This window comes from Staphylococcus sp. GDY8P94P (genome assembly GCF_017892255.1).
Lineage (GTDB): Bacteria > Bacillota > Bacilli > Staphylococcales > Staphylococcaceae > Staphylococcus > Staphylococcus cohnii.
In genome coordinates this window covers 414,240-433,058 of record NZ_JAESKU010000008.1, presented here as the reverse complement: position 1 = coordinate 433,058, position 18,819 = coordinate 414,240, and the positions used below count along the sequence as shown (strand labels likewise).

Annotated in this window: 14 protein-coding genes and 1 pseudogene; 11 read left to right on the top strand and 4 right to left on the bottom strand. The window is 32.7% G+C overall.

Annotated elements, in window-relative coordinates:
- Nucleotides 1–4 precede the first annotated feature (4 nt).
- The 6 genes and pseudogenes from KA926_RS06460 (at nt 5) to argB (ending at nt 6,873) form a co-directional block, all read left to right on the top strand.
- The gene (locus tag KA926_RS06460) at nt 5–670 is read left to right on the top strand and encodes an ABC transporter ATP-binding protein (protein ID WP_210143868.1); all 666 of its coding nucleotides are present in this window, start codon (nt 5–7) and stop codon (nt 668–670) included.
- Between the two features lie 202 nt (nt 671–872).
- Nucleotides 873–2,210, top strand: coding sequence for a gluconate:H+ symporter (locus tag KA926_RS06455; protein WP_210143866.1), 1,338 nt, complete (start codon nt 873–875; stop codon nt 2,208–2,210).
- Nucleotides 2,211–2,585: 375 nt separating this feature from the next.
- Nucleotides 2,586–3,776, top strand: coding sequence for an ornithine--oxo-acid transaminase (gene rocD / locus KA926_RS06450; RefSeq protein ID WP_210143864.1), 1,191 nt, complete (start codon nt 2,586–2,588; stop codon nt 3,774–3,776).
- 40 nt (nt 3,777–3,816) lie between these two features.
- The gene (gene argC, locus KA926_RS06445; RefSeq protein ID WP_210143863.1) at nt 3,817–4,848 is read left to right on the top strand and encodes an N-acetyl-gamma-glutamyl-phosphate reductase; all 1,032 of its coding nucleotides are present in this window, start codon (nt 3,817–3,819) and stop codon (nt 4,846–4,848) included.
- A gap of 23 nt (nt 4,849–4,871) precedes the next feature.
- Nucleotides 4,872–6,099, top strand: a pseudogene (gene argJ / locus KA926_RS06440) (bifunctional glutamate N-acetyltransferase/amino-acid acetyltransferase ArgJ).
- A gap of 12 nt (nt 6,100–6,111) precedes the next feature.
- Nucleotides 6,112–6,873 carry an acetylglutamate kinase gene (gene argB / locus KA926_RS06435; protein WP_210143861.1) on the top strand — a complete coding sequence of 254 codons (762 nt, stop codon included), beginning with the start codon at nt 6,112–6,114 and terminating at the stop codon, nt 6,871–6,873.
- A 189-nt stretch (nt 6,874–7,062) separates the two neighbouring features.
- Here argB and KA926_RS06430 read toward each other — a convergent pair whose 3' ends face one another.
- Nucleotides 7,063–8,295, bottom strand: coding sequence for an ArgE/DapE family deacylase (locus tag KA926_RS06430; protein WP_210143859.1), 1,233 nt, complete (start codon nt 8,293–8,295; stop codon nt 7,063–7,065).
- A 594-nt stretch (nt 8,296–8,889) separates the two neighbouring features.
- Here KA926_RS06430 and ssuE point away from each other — a divergent pair.
- Nucleotides 8,890–9,429, top strand: a complete 540-nt coding sequence (gene ssuE, locus KA926_RS06425) for an NADPH-dependent FMN reductase (RefSeq protein WP_019469028.1) — start codon at nt 8,890–8,892, stop codon at nt 9,427–9,429.
- Between the two features lie 126 nt (nt 9,430–9,555).
- On the opposite strand, the gene KA926_RS06420 is transcribed toward ssuE, so the two are convergent.
- Nucleotides 9,556–10,215, bottom strand: a complete 660-nt coding sequence (locus KA926_RS06420; protein ID WP_210143857.1) for a hypothetical protein — start codon at nt 10,213–10,215, stop codon at nt 9,556–9,558.
- 119 nt (nt 10,216–10,334) lie between these two features.
- Entirely contained in the window at nt 10,335–11,090 is a 756-nt protein-coding gene (locus KA926_RS06415) for an IclR family transcriptional regulator (protein ID WP_210143855.1), read from the bottom strand.
- Between the two features lie 173 nt (nt 11,091–11,263).
- Between KA926_RS06415 and KA926_RS06410 the strand changes: the two genes are divergently transcribed.
- Nucleotides 11,264–12,625: a gluconate:H+ symporter gene (locus KA926_RS06410; protein WP_210143853.1), complete on the top strand. Its 1,362-nt coding sequence runs from the start codon at nt 11,264–11,266 to the stop codon at nt 12,623–12,625.
- A 22-nt stretch (nt 12,626–12,647) separates the two neighbouring features.
- Nucleotides 12,648–13,667 (top strand): zinc-binding dehydrogenase, encoded by a 1,020-nt coding sequence (locus KA926_RS06405; RefSeq protein WP_210143852.1) that lies wholly within the window; start codon nt 12,648–12,650, stop codon nt 13,665–13,667.
- Nucleotides 13,668–13,888: 221 nt separating this feature from the next.
- On the opposite strand, the gene KA926_RS06400 is transcribed toward KA926_RS06405, so the two are convergent.
- Nucleotides 13,889–15,478: an L-lactate permease gene (locus KA926_RS06400; RefSeq protein WP_210143851.1), complete on the bottom strand. Its 1,590-nt coding sequence runs from the start codon at nt 15,476–15,478 to the stop codon at nt 13,889–13,891.
- Nucleotides 15,479–15,838: 360 nt separating this feature from the next.
- Between KA926_RS06400 and KA926_RS06395 the strand changes: the two genes are divergently transcribed.
- Nucleotides 15,839–17,095 carry an MFS transporter gene (locus KA926_RS06395; RefSeq protein WP_210143850.1) on the top strand — a complete coding sequence of 419 codons (1,257 nt, stop codon included), beginning with the start codon at nt 15,839–15,841 and terminating at the stop codon, nt 17,093–17,095.
- 583 nt (nt 17,096–17,678) lie between these two features.
- Nucleotides 17,679–18,710 (top strand): ornithine carbamoyltransferase, encoded by a 1,032-nt coding sequence (argF, locus tag KA926_RS06390; protein ID WP_210144075.1) that lies wholly within the window; start codon nt 17,679–17,681, stop codon nt 18,708–18,710.
- Nucleotides 18,711–18,819: the final 109 nt, after the last annotated feature.

The following is an 18,819-nucleotide window of genomic DNA, read 5'->3' as shown; positions in this document are numbered from 1 at the left end:
TGGGATGATAGCATTAAAACATGTGCAGAAGAAATATCATAATAAAACAATTTTTCAATCTCTAAATATGAAGTTAGAAAATCAACAATTAACTGTGCTACTAGGCGAAAACGGAGCTGGCAAATCGACATTATTAAGAATGCTTTCGGGGTTAGAACAACCCGATCATGGTGAAATTACGTACTTTGGAAAAAGGTTATCTAAAAAGCAATTACAAGCAATGATTGGATATGTACCACAAGATATTGCGTTATTTGAGCATATGACTGTCGCAGAAAACATCAATTGTTTTAAAGCTTTATGTAAAAACGCAATATCGGACGCGCTAATCACAAAATATATGGAACAATTAAATATCGATGATTTGAATGTTACTGTTTCTCGCCTATCTGGAGGTACGAAACGTAAAGTTAATGTATTAATTGGTTTATTGAACAACCCACAAGTTCTCATATTAGACGAACCTACGGTAGGTATAGATTTGAAATCAAGGTTTGATATTCATAATTTACTCAATCAAATGAAGCGAAATTGTTTGATTATATTAACAACACATCATTTAGATGAAGTAGAGGCACTGGCTGATGGTATTAAAGTCATAGGTGTCGATCCTTTTTATAAAAAAGTATTATCAGATAAACAGTGGCAATTTGAAAGTTATCAGAATTAACTTTAGTTTCAAGATAATTTGACCATTCACTCCTAAAAAAGCACGCGCAAGGTAAATTTCAACCATTTGCTTTGCAAGTGCTTCTTAATTTTTATGAAGCTTAAACCTTCAAAATAACAACGTTGTTATTTTGAAATAAAGGGTGTATAATATGTGTTTATGAATACGTTTTCAGAAAATTGGTTTGACTGGGGGACTTAAATTGTCATTTGTGAGTGAGCATTTACCGATAATATCACTTATTATTGGCGTAGCGTTATTATTATTCTTAAATATTAAATTAAAGGTTAACAGTATTTTTTCTTTGATTTTTGCAGCTATTGCTGTTGGCTTATTGAACGGTATGAAGCCGATGGTAATATTAGATACAGTTAAAGAAGGATTAGGTTCAACGTTAGGTAGTCTCGCGCTTATTATTGGATTTGGTGCAATTTTAGGTAAGTTAATGGTCGACTCAGGCGCGGCTCAGCGAATAGCTACTACGTTAATTAATAAATTCGGTGCAAAGCATGTACATTGGGCATTGATTATTATTGGCGCTGTCTTTGGTATTTCCGTATTTTATGAAGTCGCCTTTATGATTTTAGCCCCTTTAGTGATCAGTATTGCGGTTGAAGCTAAAATACCATTTATGAAATTGGCTATTACTATGGTTGCCGCAACGACACTTTCTCATTGTCTATTTCCACCTCAAGCAGGTCCAACTGCATTGGTAGATGCTTATCATGCTGATATGGGAATGGTATACATTTTAGGAATGGTTGTCTTTATTCCTGGCGTGATAATTGCAGGTATTCTTTTGCCAAAAATGATGAAAAATTTAAATTATCCTGTGCCACCATTGTTACAGAAAAATAAAGAATTTAGTGAAAGTGAAATGCCTAGTTTTGGAATGAGTTTATTAATACCATTAATTCCTGCTATTTTAATTTCACTTTCAACAATATTAAGTATGTTTATAACTAAAGACACTTTATGGCATGAAATTGTATCATTTTTTGGGAGTGCAGAAATTAGTCTTATAATCGCAATTCTTACATCAATTGTTGTCTTTGGATTAAGAAAAGGTAAAAAGATGGATGAATTGATGAAATCTTTTGAAAGTGGGTTGAAAGGTGTAGCAACGATTATATTTATTGTTGGTGCTGGTGGTGCATTTAAAGAAATCATTTTAAAAGCAAATGTAGGTGATTATATTGCGGGAATAATGCAAAATACAAATATTTCACCACTTATCATGGCGTGGTTAATTACAGCACTTATTCGTATTGCTACAGGACAAGGCGTGGTGTCAGCAATAACTGCAGCTGGAATTGTAGGGCCATTAATTCCTACATTTAATGTTAATCCAGTATTGATGGTTTTAGCAACTGCTGCTGGTAGTAACACGATTACGCATGTGAATGATGCATCATTTTGGTTATTTAAAGAATATTTTAATATAACGATTAAAGATACATTTAAAACTTGGGGACTTTTATTATTTACATCTTCAATTGTAGGTTTGGTCATTGTATTAATCATGGATTTATTTATGTAAAGTAACAATAGTATGAGCGGAATAAAAAATGGTGATTTTTTCCGCTTTATACCCCTTTGTTATTTATTTAATGTGGCATTTCACTTAAATATATCCTTTACCGCAATTGTTAAAACGATTGAATGTATAATTTGAATGGTAGGTACGAATATTATCTTAAACATCAAATGATGATATGCAAATTGTATACAATGATTTATGTGCATCTATTAAAATTTTATAATTTTGATAGATGCTTTTTTGCTTGTTTTAAAGCCTTTAAATATATTTTTATAAAAAATTATTTAAATAAACCTTTGACTTATTATATTTAAAAGTGTAATATTCATGAATATTAATACAAATATTAGAATAATAATAAGGTTGGTGTATTTAATGAATGCGTTATTCGAATTAACAGATCAATATAGTTCAAATAATTATAGTCCTTTGAAATTAGCATTAGCCAAAGGTAAAGGTGCACAAGTATGGGATGTTGAAGGTAAGCGATATATTGATTGTATAGCAGGATTTTCAGTAGTAAATCAAGGACATTGTCATCCGAAAATTATTGAAGCATTTCAAGCACAAAGCGAGCAAATAACTATGGTATCACGTGCCTTATATAGTGATAACTTAGGACAATGGGAAGAAAAAATTTGCAAGTTAGCAAACAAAGACAAAGTACTACCTATGAATACTGGGACTGAAGCTGTGGAAACAGCAATTAAAATAGCACGAAAATGGGGCTCAGATGTCAAAGGTATTAAAGAAAATGAAAGTGAAATCATTGCTATGAAAGGTAACTTTCATGGTCGTACATTAGGGTCTTTATCTTTATCTGCCCAAGATAACTACAAAGATGGGTTTGGCCCATTGCTAGATAATATTAATTATATAGAATTTGGAGACATTGAACATTTGAAAGTATTGATTAATGATAATACATCGGCCATTATTTTAGAACCGATTCAAGGTGAAGGTGGCGTGAATATTCCTCCAAACTATTTTATTCAAGAAGTGCGTAATTTATGTAATCAACATAATATTTTATTCATCGCCGATGAAATACAGGTTGGACTAGGTAGGACAGGCAAGATGTTTGCTATGGAATGGGAAGGTGTAGAGCCTGATATTTATTTACTCGGTAAATCGTTGGGCGGTGGACTTTATCCTATTTCAGCTATCTTAGCAAATGAGACAATCATGAATGTCTTAACACCCGGCACACATGGTTCTACATTTGGCGGTAATCCACTTGCATGCGCAGTATCGATGGCAGCTATAGATGTTTTGCTAGACGAAAACTTAATTGAACGTTCCGCTGAATTAGGCCAAACATTGCTGAACCATTTACAACTTATTGATAGTCCAATCATTGATGATGTCAGAGGGAGAGGGTTATTTATCGGTATTGAATTAACAGAACAAGCGCAGCCCTATTGCTTGGAAATGATAGAAAAAGGTGTGTTGTGTAAAGAAACACAAGGCAATGTTATTAGAATTGCACCACCGTTAGTTATTAGTGAAGATGAGATTAACCAAATTGCTGAAGTGATTAAAGAAGTGCTTGAAAAAAATAAATAGCACATTAAAAATTCCGAATATTCAGAAAGGTATGAAACAGATGATAACAGTTGGAATAGTAGGCGGAAGCGGTTATGGTGCTGTAGAACTTATACGTTTAATACAACATCATCCTAACGTCGTAATTAAATATGTATTTTCACATTCTAAGATTGATGAACCAATCAGTAAAACATTTCCACATTTAAACCATATCGCACTTAATTATACTGAATTAAATGAACAAGCGACGTCTTGTGATGTTATATTTTTTGCAACACCTTCCAATGTCAGCAAACATTTAGCACCAAATTTAATTAATAAAGGTATTAAAGTGATTGATTTGTCAGGGGATTTTAGGCTGACAGATAGAAATCTATATCAAACATTTTATGGTGAAGCAGCTGCAGAACAAGCACTTTTAGATAAGGCGTTTTATAGTATTGCAGAGTGGAGTGAAATAGATCCACAACGCACAAATTTGATAGCAAATCCTGGTTGTTTTCCTACTTCTATTTTATTAGCTTTACATCCTCTGATTGCTCAAAATGTAATCGATATTCAATCAATTATTATTGATTCAAAAACGGGTGTTTCAGGAGCAGGCCGTTCATTAGCACAACATGTGCATTACGCTGAAATGAATGAAAATTTTAGTGCTTATGCAATTGGAAACCACAAACATAAACCAGAGATAGAACAGTATATATCTAAAATTGCAGGAACAAAGTGTAATGTGATGTTTACGCCGCATTTAGTACCGATGACAAGAGGTATTTTATCTACAATTTATGTGAAGTTAAACGAAAATACGACAGCTGAGCATTTACATGCTATTTATAAAAATGATTATGAACAGAAACCATTTATAAGAATTAGAGACTTAGGAGAATACCCTAAAACAAAAGAAGTGTATGGTAGTAATTTTTGCGATATAGGTCTATATGTAGATGAAAAAAATCAAAGAGCTGTCATCGTATCAGTGATAGATAATTTAGTTAAAGGTGCTAGTGGTCAAGCAATCCAAAATTTAAATTTACTTTATGGTTTAGATGAGGCAACTGGTTTGAATCAGTTACCAATTTATCCTTAATAAGATCCGAAAGGAGAGATGAGATGAAAGATATTGAAACAATAGATACACTCAATCAAATTACTGTAGATATTAATGGTGATGTAGGATCACCATTGTGGTGGTTTTCATGCTGGTTTAAGAAGAAAGAAAAAAGATTTTGGTTGGATTTATTCTACGACAGAAGCAACTGCAGCAGGTGTATATACCCTTAATCGTTTCAAAGCGGCACCTCTTAAAGTAACTGAAGATAGTATCAGCATAAATCAAACATTGCAGGCAGTTGTAGTTAATTCAGCAAATGCGAATTCATGCACTGGAGATAGAGGTATACAAGATGCGAAAGATACGCAAAGTTGGGTAGCTGAACGATTAAACATAGAACCACATCATGTTGGTATTGCTTCGACAGGGGTTATTGGTTCGTTTTTACCTATGGATAAAATAAAACATGGCGTCGATCATGTTTTACAAGATTCGTTTAATCAGAGTGAATATTTTAATCAATCGATTTTAACGACAGATACTACCACGAAACATTTGTCTGTAAAAGTAGACATAGATAATCAAACAGTGACAATTGGTGGCACTGCAAAAGGATCTGGAATGATACATCCTAACATGGCGACTATGCTAGGTTTTATAACGACAGATGCAAAAGTTGATAGTAAGGCATTGAATCAATGTTTAAGTCAAACTACAGATCACTCTTTTAATATGATAACCGTTGATGGTGATTCTAGTACGAATAACATGGTCTTATGTATGGCAAATGGTCAAGCTAATCATCATTCGTTAGATGAAAATCATCCTGAGTGGCAAAAATTTGTTTATGCTATCAATTATGTTGCACGTTATTTGGCTCAGTCGATTGCAAAAGATGGTGAAGGCGCTACAAAATTGGTGACAGCTAAGGTTAAAGGTGCAATAGATATTCATGAGGCTAGAAAAATGGCGAAAAGCATTGTTTCATCTAACTTAGTTAAAACAGCAATTCATGGTGAAGATGCAAATTTTGGAAGAATTGTAACAGCGATGGGGTATGCATCGAAATATATAGACCCTAATGCAACCAATGTGAAATTATGTCAAGTTTCTGTGGTTAAACAAGGCATGTCGGTGGCATTTGATGAAGCTTATTTAAAACAACAATTGGAAGCAGATAACATCGTTATAGAGGCTACTGTAGGTGATGGAGAAGGAGAAGCTACCGCTTATGGTTGTGACTTATCATATGAATATGTGCGCATAAATGCGTCGTATAGAACTTAAGAGGTGTTTGATATGGATTACATTGTAATTAAAATAGGTGGAAGCACTTTGACGGATATGCATGATTCTACAATTGAAGATATTGTTGCATTAAAAAATCAAGGTTATAATCCGATAATCGTCCATGGAGGAGGCCCTTTTATAAATCAATCTTTAGAATTACAAAAAGTAGAATCAAAATTTAAAGATGGTTTGAGAGTTACTACTGACGATGTGCTTTCTGTTACGACTCAAACATTAATTGGACAAGTGAATCCTAGTTTAGTCAATAAAATCAATCAATTTGGTGTTCAAAGTATTGGTATGAATGGCATAGATGCTCAATTATTTGATATTAAACCATTAGATCTAAAATATGGTTTTGTTGGCGAACCTATTCATATAGATACAAGTGTTATCGCAACGTTAACTCAATCTTTTCTACCAGTCATCGCATCTATAGGTGCTAATCAGACGACGTCTCAAGTTTATAATGTTAACGCCGATACATTGGCGTACAAACTTGCGCAAGCTTTACAGGCACCAATTTATTTATTGAGCGATATTCCGGGCGTTTTAATCAACGAAAAAGTACAACCGTCACTGAATGCGAAAAACATCGAAACATATATTGAACAAAAATTAATATATGGTGGAATGATACCTAAAGTACAAGACGCTGTAAAAGCAATAGAAATGGGATGCCAAAAAGTGGTTATTGCTGCAGGGAATGAAGCACATATTATTCAAAAACTGCAACATGGCCATAATGTAGGCACTACAATCCGTAAATAATATTTACCATGAGTGGCATATACACAATTTTTTAAAAGTGAAGCTTTTGTCCCACTCAGACAAGGATGAAGTTTTAAAAGTAAGTTTACAGATCTGTCATCTCGTGTCCTATTATATATAAAAAAGCCCAGACATTTACTATGTTCTGAGCTTTTTTATATAGCTAAAGATGATTTAATTAAATCAAAACTAGAGATTTTTAGAATAAGTTGTTAAAAGTTCACTGTAAAAATCAATGAATTTTAAATACATATCTTTTTCTACACATTCATCAATTTGATGTGGTTTAATACCAGGGCCAAATACTAAGAATGGGAAACTTTCATCTTTATTTTTTAATAAGTTTGAAGCATCTGTAACGCCACCGATTGGAGAGGCAATAAAGTCCTTATTAAATAGAGGTTTAGCTATAGTCTGAGCAGTATTAATTAAGCTATTATCACCAGTAGTAAGTACTGGATCTAGGTCTAAATATAAGTTGCTTGATAAATTTGCCCCTTTATCATTATGACTTTTAATTGTGTTTGAGAATAATGCTTTTACTTGTGCGTTATCATATTCTGGAATTGTACGAATATTAAAATCTGCATCAGCCTCTTCAGGGACAGAGTTAACTTGTACCCCACCTTTAATTAATGTATTACTTATAACTAAACCTTGCAGTGCAGATTCTACATCTTCAAGCGCTGTTGTTGCAGGCAATGAAGGTTTAATTCTATCAATAAATTTTGTGAAATCTAATGCTTTTCCCTGTACTTCTTTGGAAATTCTAGCATAAGCGTCATCGATATCTTGTATAAATGAGATCAATGGTTTTATCGCATTTATGCCCATTACCGGCATAGAGCTGTGCGCTGATTTACCATAGGAAGTTATACGATAATCCATAGAACCTTTATGTGCGTATACCATGATATCTTGGCAAGGTTCTGCTATAAGTAATGCATCAACGTCGTCCATATAACCATGTTCATATAAAGTTTGGGAACCAAGTTGTTCCATTTCTTCACCACTAGTTGCTAAAAATCTAATACGACCATGTTGCAGTGCTTGAGATTGTTTAATATCAATAAGTGCAATTGCTAACGCAGCAAGTCCAGATTTCATATCTGCTGCACCACGGCCATATAAAAATCCATCATCCTCAGTAAGTGAAAACGGATCGTATGTCCATTGAGATTTATTACCCGCAGAAACCACGTCCATGTGACCTGAGATACCAATTACTGGATTTCCTTCACCTATTTCAGCAATAAGATTAGCACGTCGTTCATCAATTTTTTGGATTTTTGATTCAATCCCATAATTCGAAAATAATTGCTCTAAATAATTACAAACTTCAATCTCGTTATCATTTACTGTTTCAATTGCAACAATATCTGATAGGATTTGTACTTTTTCTTTATTAGAAAATGTACTCATTGTGTATCACTCCTTTGTATGACTAAATTAAGTATACATCTAGAAAAAATGATTTTTAAAGCGAAACGATTTTTTAAAAAAGAATATAACAAAATTATTTATATTGTAAAATCTTTAATAATGAACACAAAATAAACTGTACTTGTATGATTACACATTTCGACGTGTGATATTGAAAATTAAGTATGTGTTAGAAATATAAGTAATACATCAATTAGAAAGTTAAATGTCATAACAATTTGTGAAGCAATGGTAGAAGCAGTAATTTATAAATGGGTTTAGGTAATGCAACATATACCTTTGAATAAAACATCATTATTTCCAAGGAAATGCATAATCAATATTATAAATTAAATGTATACATTTATTGTGGCATTAATGAATGCATTATCGAATATAAAACGAAAGGAATGCAAAATAATTATTGTAATATTTCAAATCATTTCCTATGATTTTGCCCGTATTTGATGATACGCTAAAGAAGTGGAATTTGGTTCCAAATTATTTTATTTTTTCATATATTTTTTAAATTAGTTAAGAATGAAAATGACAGTTATATATATGAAAAATTTATATAGAAAGGGGATAATCATATTGGCAAAAGTAGCAATTATTGCTGGAGGCAATAAACTTAAATCAAGACTCACAGGTATTATAGATTATGCGGAATCATATTTGAATGCTGAGGGCATCGAAACAAATGTCATCCATGTACATCAATTAGATGCTGAGGCTTTAATTACTGCAGATTTCTCTAATGAATCAATAAATACTACGCATAAAACGATAGAAGATGCAGATGGTATTATTATAGTATCTCCAGTATTTAAAGCAGCTTACTCAGGTATCGTAAAAACATACTTAGACTTATTACCACGTGGAGCATTTACTGGTAAAACAGTACTACCATTAGCTTTAGGTGGCACATTTGCGCATGTATTGGCAATCCAATACAGTCTTGATCCAGTGATTAAAGAACTAGGTGCGGATACAATTCATAAAGGTAGATTTATATTAGATAAGCACATCACACAAAACGAAGATGGTAGCTATGGTTATGATCAAGAAGCGAAGGATGGCTTAAATAAAACTTTAAAGAAATTTGTCAGCGACAAATCACAAGTTAAAGAATAAATGTATTTGGGATACGGATTATATTAAAAGTTACGATAAACGTATTATCAACCATAATATAACAGTAATAAAAAATAAGCACACAGTATCAAAACTTGTAAATTGATATTGTGTGCTTATTATTTTTTATAGTTCATTTATATGCCACTGAGCTTGGTTATCTAAGGTTAACTTAAATTCATTTGTTTGAATGCACATGGGATGGGCTTCAGAAAATTGATCAGAGAATAACCATTTATTATCTTCCGGCGTCAGTAAAATAAAACTGTCATCATAATGATCGCCGATAAAATTTAAATCATCTGGTAAAAATGTTTGATTTTCATATGTATTTAAATGATATTTTGATAATGCTTCAAAGACTTCCGTCGTTTCATTACAAACGAACCCAATCTCACTAATTCTTGAAAATTCAGGGTCATCCGTAATATTAGAAATGCGTGCAATGAGTTCAACGACATTCCCTGATGGATCTTGAAAGTAAAATGAATGTGCAACAAAAGATTCGAAATAAGTCGTATGTTTACCATCTTCCATCAATAGAAATAATATATTTTGATAATGCTGTTTCATGTCATAAAAATGGTTGTATGGAATGTCAATTGCAAAGTGGTAAAATGGTTGGACATCATCGTCTGTTTGTTGAAAACACAAATGAGTCTCTCCAATTTCAACTGTAAAAGCTTCCCGACTAATCATACGAACAGGACATTCTAAAATTTCTTCATAAAATTGGAATGTCTCTTCAAACTCTGAAGTGAATAATTTAATGTTTTCAATTTTCATAAACGAACCCCACCCAATCCTCATGTTTAACATATAAATATAAGAAATAATTTACTTGTACTTTATCAAAATAATAATCAATATGATAATAATAAGAATTTTATATGAAATAATACGCTTTAAGTAACAATAAAGCCTAAGTGTTTGGAAATAGAATGCGCAGTTGCTTTTAATTGTTTTACAAAAAATTCTTTTTTATCTAATTGGGATGTTGGAAAAGATAAACTTATGGCACCTTGAACTTCATTTCTAAAATTCACAAAATAAGCGCCAATACAAAATATTCCTTTTTCATTTTCTTCTTTATCTTCAGCATAGCCTTGTTGACGTATTATATTTATTTCATCCATTAGATTATCGAAATGTATGATGGTATTTTCCGTGTATGCTTTGACTGTTGTTGTTTGCCATATTTTATGTATAGTGTCATCGTTATAAGTCGATAAAATCGCTTTGCCAACTGCTGTACAATACATAGGTGAGCGTAACCCGATCTTCGAAGACATAGATTGTTGAGCTTCGTTAGGTATGAATTTTTCAACATATAAAACTTCATCTTTATCCTCTAACACTAAATGACAAGTTTCTCCAACATCAATTGCAAGTTTACTTATTAAACTTTTAGCGATATTTAAATAATCAATATTTTGTATACTAGCATATCCGAGTTGAAATAACTTATAGGTGAGTTCGTATTGGTGTGTTAAATGGTCTTTCTTAACATAGTCATTTTCGATTAAAGATTGTACCAAGCGATGTATCGTTGTCTTGGATAGGCCACTCAAAGACACGAGTTGATTTAATGATATTGGACTATGTTTTGAGATTAATTCTAATAGATTTAGTGAACGATCAAGCGATTGAACATTTGACATAATTTTCCTCCTAAAAATAACAACGTTTTCTTATTTTATTGACAACGCTTTCATAATGTAATTATAATATAAGTTAATTCCTTAATGCAATATACTATTCCATAATATGGAATAAACATAGAAATTCAAGTTGAATTGCTTATAAATTGTCAATAAAGAAGGGGAGTGTTTTAGTGTTTGGGGAATTTTGGCCACTAATAGGTGTTGTATTAGGTGTTCTTTTACTTTTATTTTTAATTATTCAATTTAAAATAAATGCATTTATTTCTTTAATCGTGACATCTATTTTTACAGGTATTATTTTGGGAATGCCACTAGATAACATTATTGAAACAGTAGAGAAAGGGATGGGTAACACTTTAGGTAGTGTTGCTATTATATTTGGTTTAGGTGCCATTTTAGGAAAGCTTATTGCTGATGGTGGCGGTGCGAATCGTATTGCTGACACGCTTATTGATAAATTTGGGGAAAAATATATCAAATGGGCAATGATTTTAGCATCATTTATTATAGGTATTGCATTGTTTTTTGAAGTAGGATTAGTATTGTTGATTCCATTAGCATTTACAATTGCTAAGCGTTTAGGCGTATCACATATGAAGATAGGAATCCCAATGGCAATCGCATTATCAGTGACACATGGTTTTTTACCACCACATCCAGGACCAGTGGTTATTGCTAAAGAATTGAATGCGAATTTAGGAGAAGTATTATTATATGGAATTATTATTGCTATTCCTACAGTTGTGATTGTAGGCGGCTTTTTAGTACATATGTTACCTAAGTTATCACCAAGTGCTTTTTCTAAAAAAGTGGACATGTCAAATATTATTTCTGAAGTTGCAATAAATGAAAAGTATAAACCGGGTTTTGGTATTAGTGTTTTCACAGCTTTATTACCCGTAATATTAATGTTGCTTTCAACGATTGTGCAAATGATTACAGGACACCAAGACGGTGCTACAAATCAATTTGAAAGTGTTGTGTATTTTATAGGTAATGCACCTGTAGCAATGTTAATCTCACTATTATTCGCGATATATTCTATGGGTATGCGCCGAAGAAGAACAATGAAGCAAGTTATGGATAGTGCTTCTTCTGCAATTATTCCGATAGGTATGATGATATTGATTTTAGGTGCAGGTGGTTCATTTAAAGAAATTTTAATAGATGGCGGTGTTGGAAAGACAATTGAGCATATGTTTATTGGTTCTAGTATGTCCCCAATATTATTAGCTTGGATTGTTTCGTCTTTACTACGTATTGCACAAGGTTCAGCTACAGTAGCAGCCATCTCTACGACTGGTATCGTACTACCACTGCTACAAGCAACAGATGCAAATTTAGCATTAGTAACACTTGCAATTGGTTCGGGAAGTATTATCTTTTCACATGTTAACGATACAGGATTCTGGATTTTCAAAGAATATTTTGGGTTAACAGTGAAAGAAACATTTTTAACTTGGTCAGTACTAGAAACAGCGATTTCCATTTGTGGGTTAGCATTTGTATTAATATTAAATATGATTATATAAGGTGAAAGGAGTATTATTTATTATGAAAGCAGTATTTATTAATGGCAAAGAAGATATCGAACTAAAAGATGTTGAAACCATTCAAAGTCACAATGATAAATCTAAAGTGTTAATTGAAGTGAAATATGTAGGTATTTGTGGTTCGGATTTACATTATCTAGCAGATGGTACTAGTGGAACAGCAGTAATACGTGAACCATTAATACCAGGTCACGAACTCAGTGGTATATTACTCGAAGATATGGTATATCAAGGTACAACTTTACCCAAAGGAACTGAAGTCACTGTACATCCGGCCACATATGGTGAGAAAATTGATAGATTGTCTAATCATCCTGAAGTTTGGCCAAACGGTTCATATTTAGGCTCAGCTAGATATTTACCTCATAAACAAGGTGCAATGGTTGAAAAAATGTTAGTAGACCAATCACAAGTGATAGCCTTACCCAAAAACGTATCACTGAAGTTAGGTGCATTAGCGGAACCGCTTAGTGTGGGCATGCATGCGATTAATCTAGCCGGTGGTGTTAAAGATAAATCTGTACTAGTTTCCGGGGCAGGTCCGATTGGTTTACTTGCTGCAGGGGCTGCGTACACATTAGGTGCAGACAGTGTCACAATTACAGATATGCTAGCAGAACCATTATCACGTGCGAAAGAAATGGGAGATATCCAAACATTAAATATAACGGAGCATGAAGTTCCTGAAGATCAATTTGATGTTGTATTAGAATGTTCAGGCGCGACACCAGCGATATCAACTGCTTTTAAAGCAGTTGATATTGGTGGGATTATTATCCAAGTTGGTAATTTACAAGATCAGGATGCACCGATAAATTTAAGTCCTATTAATATTAAACAAGCTACGTATCGAGGGTGTTATAGATTTAATAGTGAAATAGTGGATGCATTAAAAGTATTAGAAAAAAATGAAAGTATAGGAAATGTTGTGACTCAAATATATAATATTGAAGAATATAAAGAAGCATTTAAAATAGCAGCAAATTCAAAATTATCTTCAAAAGTAATGATTGCATTTTAACTATAAGGTTTATATTGCAGTAAAACATAATGTAATTAATACCTCAGACTCAGTAATATAGCGATTGATGAAATTTCATAAAAAGAAAAGGCTGAGACAATTCAACTTGTCTCAGCCTTTTTTGTCAGAGTGGGATGACAAAATGGTTTTAAATCAATTTGATTTCAAAATTTCACTCCGATTTGTTAGTTCAAGATGTTTGTATATCAGACTTGCTTATACTAAGTGAATAATAATGAGATAATATAAGCGCTAATACCAACTAAAATACAATACAGAAGTGCAGGTCCTAATGTTTTTCTTATGACACTACCTTCTTTACCTGGCATATCAACCACTGCACACACTGCTACTACATTGTGTACACAAATCATATTACCAGCAGCTGCGCCAATAATTTGTGCAGCTAATACAATAAATGGATCTCCACCAATAGAGTTGGCGATATTTAATTGAATAGGCGAGAAGGTCAACGTTGAAACAGTTGCACTACCTGTAATAAATGAACCTAAAGCACCTAAGAATGGTGCGACAAATAGCCAAATAGGACCTAAAGTGTTGGCCATATTTTTGGCGATGTATTCTGGCATACTAATTAAATCATGTGCATTCATACCAGAGTTAATAAAAACATGCACCATAGCGAGCGTAGCAATAAGTGTAATACCAGTGATTTTTATTGTGGATAGAGACGTTAAACTTGCATTACCAAAATCCTTAATAGATTTTCTTTGAACTATAATTGCGAAAACTGCAGATAATAATAAAATCGTCCCAGGTGAATAAAGAAATTGCCATTCAGATGATATTTCAGAGAAATTCAAAATATTATTCCAAGAAAAATCAAGGACACGTGTTGTGAAGTATTCAATACTTGGCACGGTTCTCGTTAATAGAAGTAAGATAACAACCATTACATAAGGTGCCCAAGCAGTTAGTAAACTCATAGAATGTTCCGTACTATCTGCTTCGTATGTGTCATCTGAGCCATCTCTCCACACTGTTTTAGGTAATAGCCACCCTTTACTTGCAGTTAAGACTGCTACTACAAGTCCAGTTAATGATCCTAATATAGCGACAAATTCTGCACCGAATACATGTGCATATACAAAGGCAGACACGGCATATACAATACCTATTAAAGCTAGCCACGGTAAAATTTCAATAATAGATTTTAGTTTCTTGTTTTTTCCAAAGAAAATCACCATTGTAGCGATTACGATAATAGGTATGAAAATACCACTTAATAAATCTAATACAGTTATTTGTTCAGCTGTAGACTGGAAAAAAGATTGATTTGCTTCTTTTAAAGTACTCAACCCAACAATAACTGGTGTACCTACAGCTCCGAAAGACACGGCAATACTGTCGGCAATTAAAGCTGTAACAACAGCAATCATAGGTCTAAAACCTAAAGCAACCATTAAAGGTGCCGTAACCATTGCTGGTGTACCAAAACCTGAAGCACCTTCAATAAGTGAACCAAATAAGAAAGCGACAATAATTACTTGGACACGCATATCTGGTGAAATTTTTTTGAATCCTGCATTTATACGGTTTACAGCACCTGTCTGACGTAGTGTATTAAGTAAAACGAGTGCCCCGAATAAAATGTAAAGTATCGTTAATGTTTTATGTGTACCTTGAAGTATTGAAGCAATAACGACATTACCTTGCATCCCCCATACAAATATCCCTAAAATTGTAACAACGATAGCGCTAATAATCATTCCTTTTAAAGCAGACATACGTAAGAGTACGAGAAATAAAAAAGGTACGATTACTGCACTGAAAGCAACTAATAACATCATTTTATATAAAACTCCCTCATAAAAATTTAATAATCATCTAGTCATATGATGTTTAAATAACTTTCATTGTAAACGTTTACAAATAAATTTTCAATCATGTATAAAAAATATATTTTTAATTTTAAAAAATTAAGTGTTATGCAAATATTTTTTCTTTAACTTTAACAGCCTATATTTATTGATTTTATTCATTTATGTCTTAAAACGAAAATAAACGAAAATAAATTTGCGTTATTAGAAAAAATATAATAATATAATGATAATATTTGAAAGCGTTTACAAAACAATAGTCACAAAAACTGGAAGAAAATATTTAAATCAATTCTAATATTAACGATTGATTTATAAGGGGTGCGTAATATGAGTGATAAATTAACTAAAATGGGCATGCCTCCAACGTTATTTTGGGGATATGTTGGTGTATTAATATTTATGATGGGGGATGGTCTGGAGTTAGCATGGATTAGTCCTTATTTACATGATCATGGTCTGTCCGTGCAACAAACAGCGATTTTGACAACGTGCTATGGTGTGACGATAGCCATTGGTTCTTGGTTATCAGGTGTCTTGGTAGAAATTATTGGTCCAAGAAAAGTAATGCTGTTAGGGACTGGGTTATATATCATAGGTCATGCAATATTCGTTGGTTTGGCAATTCCAACGATGAACTACAATATCATGATTCCTTCTTATGCAATAAGAGGTTTTGGCTATCCGTTATTTGCTTATTCTTTTTTGGTTTGGGTTGCTTATCGTTCTCCGCAAAAACGTTTAGGCGCTGCAGTAGGATGGTTTTGGTTTGTGTTTACAGGAGGGCTTAGTGTTCTAGGATCATTTTATTCTTCATTTGCGATTCAGTTATTTGGACATTTCTTTACATTATGGACTGCGATCATTTGGGTGTTAATAGGAACATTTTTAGCAGTGTTTGTAAATAGAGATCAGTTTATTATTGAAGAAAAAGGCCACGGCTTTAAAGAACACTTTAGTGAGGTGCTTGCAGGTATAACGATACTAAAAAGAGAACCGCGTGTTGCAGTGGCATGTGTTGTTAGAGTCATTAACCAAGCAGCGCAGTATGCTTTTCCATTATTCTTGCCGATTTATTTAGCTTCCAAAGGTATTGCAACTACAACTTGGTTAAATATTTGGGGGACAATTTTTATTGCTAATATTATTTTCAATCTAATTTTTGGTGCGTTGAGTGATAAAATTGGCTGGAAAAATACAATTTCCTATATTGGTGGCGTGGGATGCGCGATATTTACGTTAGGGTTGTATTTTGTCCCTGAATTATTTACAGGTAATGTCTTTATTGTCGGTGCTGTAGGATTTTTATGGGGCATGTGTTTAGCAGGCTTTGTCCCTATTTCTGCGCTTGTTCCTTCATTAGTTCATGATGGAGATAAAGGGCCTGCAATGGCAATTTTAAATTTAGGAGCTGGACTTTGTGTATTTGCAGGACCAGGATTAGTGGCATTGTTTTATGACAGTATTGGTGTGAAAGGCATGATGTACTTAATTTTTGGATTATATGTTGCTAGTGCAATCATGACACGTTTTTTAAAAACCCCAGAAGAAAGAGAACGTAGGAAAGCAAAAAATTTTGCATCATAGCGTAAATCATCTATATAGAAGCTATGAAAAAGTAAGTACTTGGTTTGGTGCATGATATACCTAATAGTATGAATTTGGAATTAGTAAATAATAAAAAACGGGCATACAGTTTCAAAATGATGGATTTTGATATTGTATGCCTATTTTTATTCATTTTTAAAGGATGATTATGCAATGATTTTGAGATGATGTGGGATAAAGGGAATTATTTTTCTTGGAAACCACCAGAAACAAAATGAGCAGCAATTTGCTTAATAGTGGCAAATAGTAAATCTAACATATATATTCACCTCCAATGAGCTAGCGATTACATCATTAATTTACTATATATCATTAAAATATAGTGTAAGAAAGCACAACTTAGTTAAATGATTGCCACGCTGTTTATTGTCAGAAAATTTGCTTGCTTAACCGTTGCAAATGAGGTCGTGATTGTATATAGATATGTTTTTAAAGTAGCTTACATGTTGTTGATTTTATAAAATATTTAAAAATATACAAAAAAAGGTATATTTATACTTGAAAATAACTCTATTTAAGTTTAATATGTATATAAATCTTATAAAAATATTGGAGTGATGAAATTGGGGCGTACACAACAGATTTAAAAAAACTAGCATTGTTAAAAGGTAAGAGCTTTTTGAAAACGAGTGACTTTACTGCAGATGAACTAGTAACATTGATTGACTTTACCGGAGAATTAAAAGAAAAGAAAAAGCGTGGTATCCCACACCCTTATCTTAAAGGTAAGAATATTGCTTTATTATTTGAAAAACCATCTACAAGAACACGTTCAGCATTTAGCGTAGCAGCTAATGATTTAGGTGCATTTCCAGATTATTTTGGTCAAGGTGAAATTCACTTAGGTGTCAAAGAATCAACAGAGGATACAGCAAAAGTATTAGGTAGTATGTATGATGGTATTGAATTTAGAGGTTTTTATCAAAAAGATGTAGAAAGTATAGCGCAACATGCCAAAGTTCCAGTATGGAATGGTTTAACAAACGAATGGCATCCTACTCAAATGATTGCAGACTTTTATACATTAAAAGAACACCTAGGTACATTACAAGGTAAGACACTGACTTATGTCGGTGATGCAAGAAATAATGTGGCGCATGATTTATTAGTTACCGGTGCAATATTAGGTATGAATATCCATATTGCAGCCCCTCAATCGCTACAGCCTGATCAAGATATTCAGCAACTAGCTAAAAGTTATGCAATACAATCTCATAGTAATATTTTAATTACGGATAATATTCAACAAGCAGTTTATAAAACAGATGCAATATATACAGATGTTTGGTTTTCAATGGGAGAAGATGAATCAGTTCAAACACAGCGTATTGAAAAATTACTTCCATATCAAATTAATGAAGCTATGCTTGTCAATACAATGAATCCGGATGTTATTGTATTACATTGTTTGCCAGCTTTTCATGATGTGCATACAAAAGTGGGACAACAAATTTATAAGACCCATGGATTAACTGAAATGGAGATAACAGATGATGTATTTAAAGGTGAACATGCTGTTATATTTGAACAAGCGGAAAATAGATTACATTCAATCAAAGCAATTATGGCTGGAACATTAGGAGATATTTTTTAGCGTCATATCATAATTGAATAAATATAGAACCTCACAAAGTAAAGTGATTTTGTGAGGTTTTTTGTATTTAAAATAAAAATAGTTATCTATTTTTATGAAAAAGTTTTTC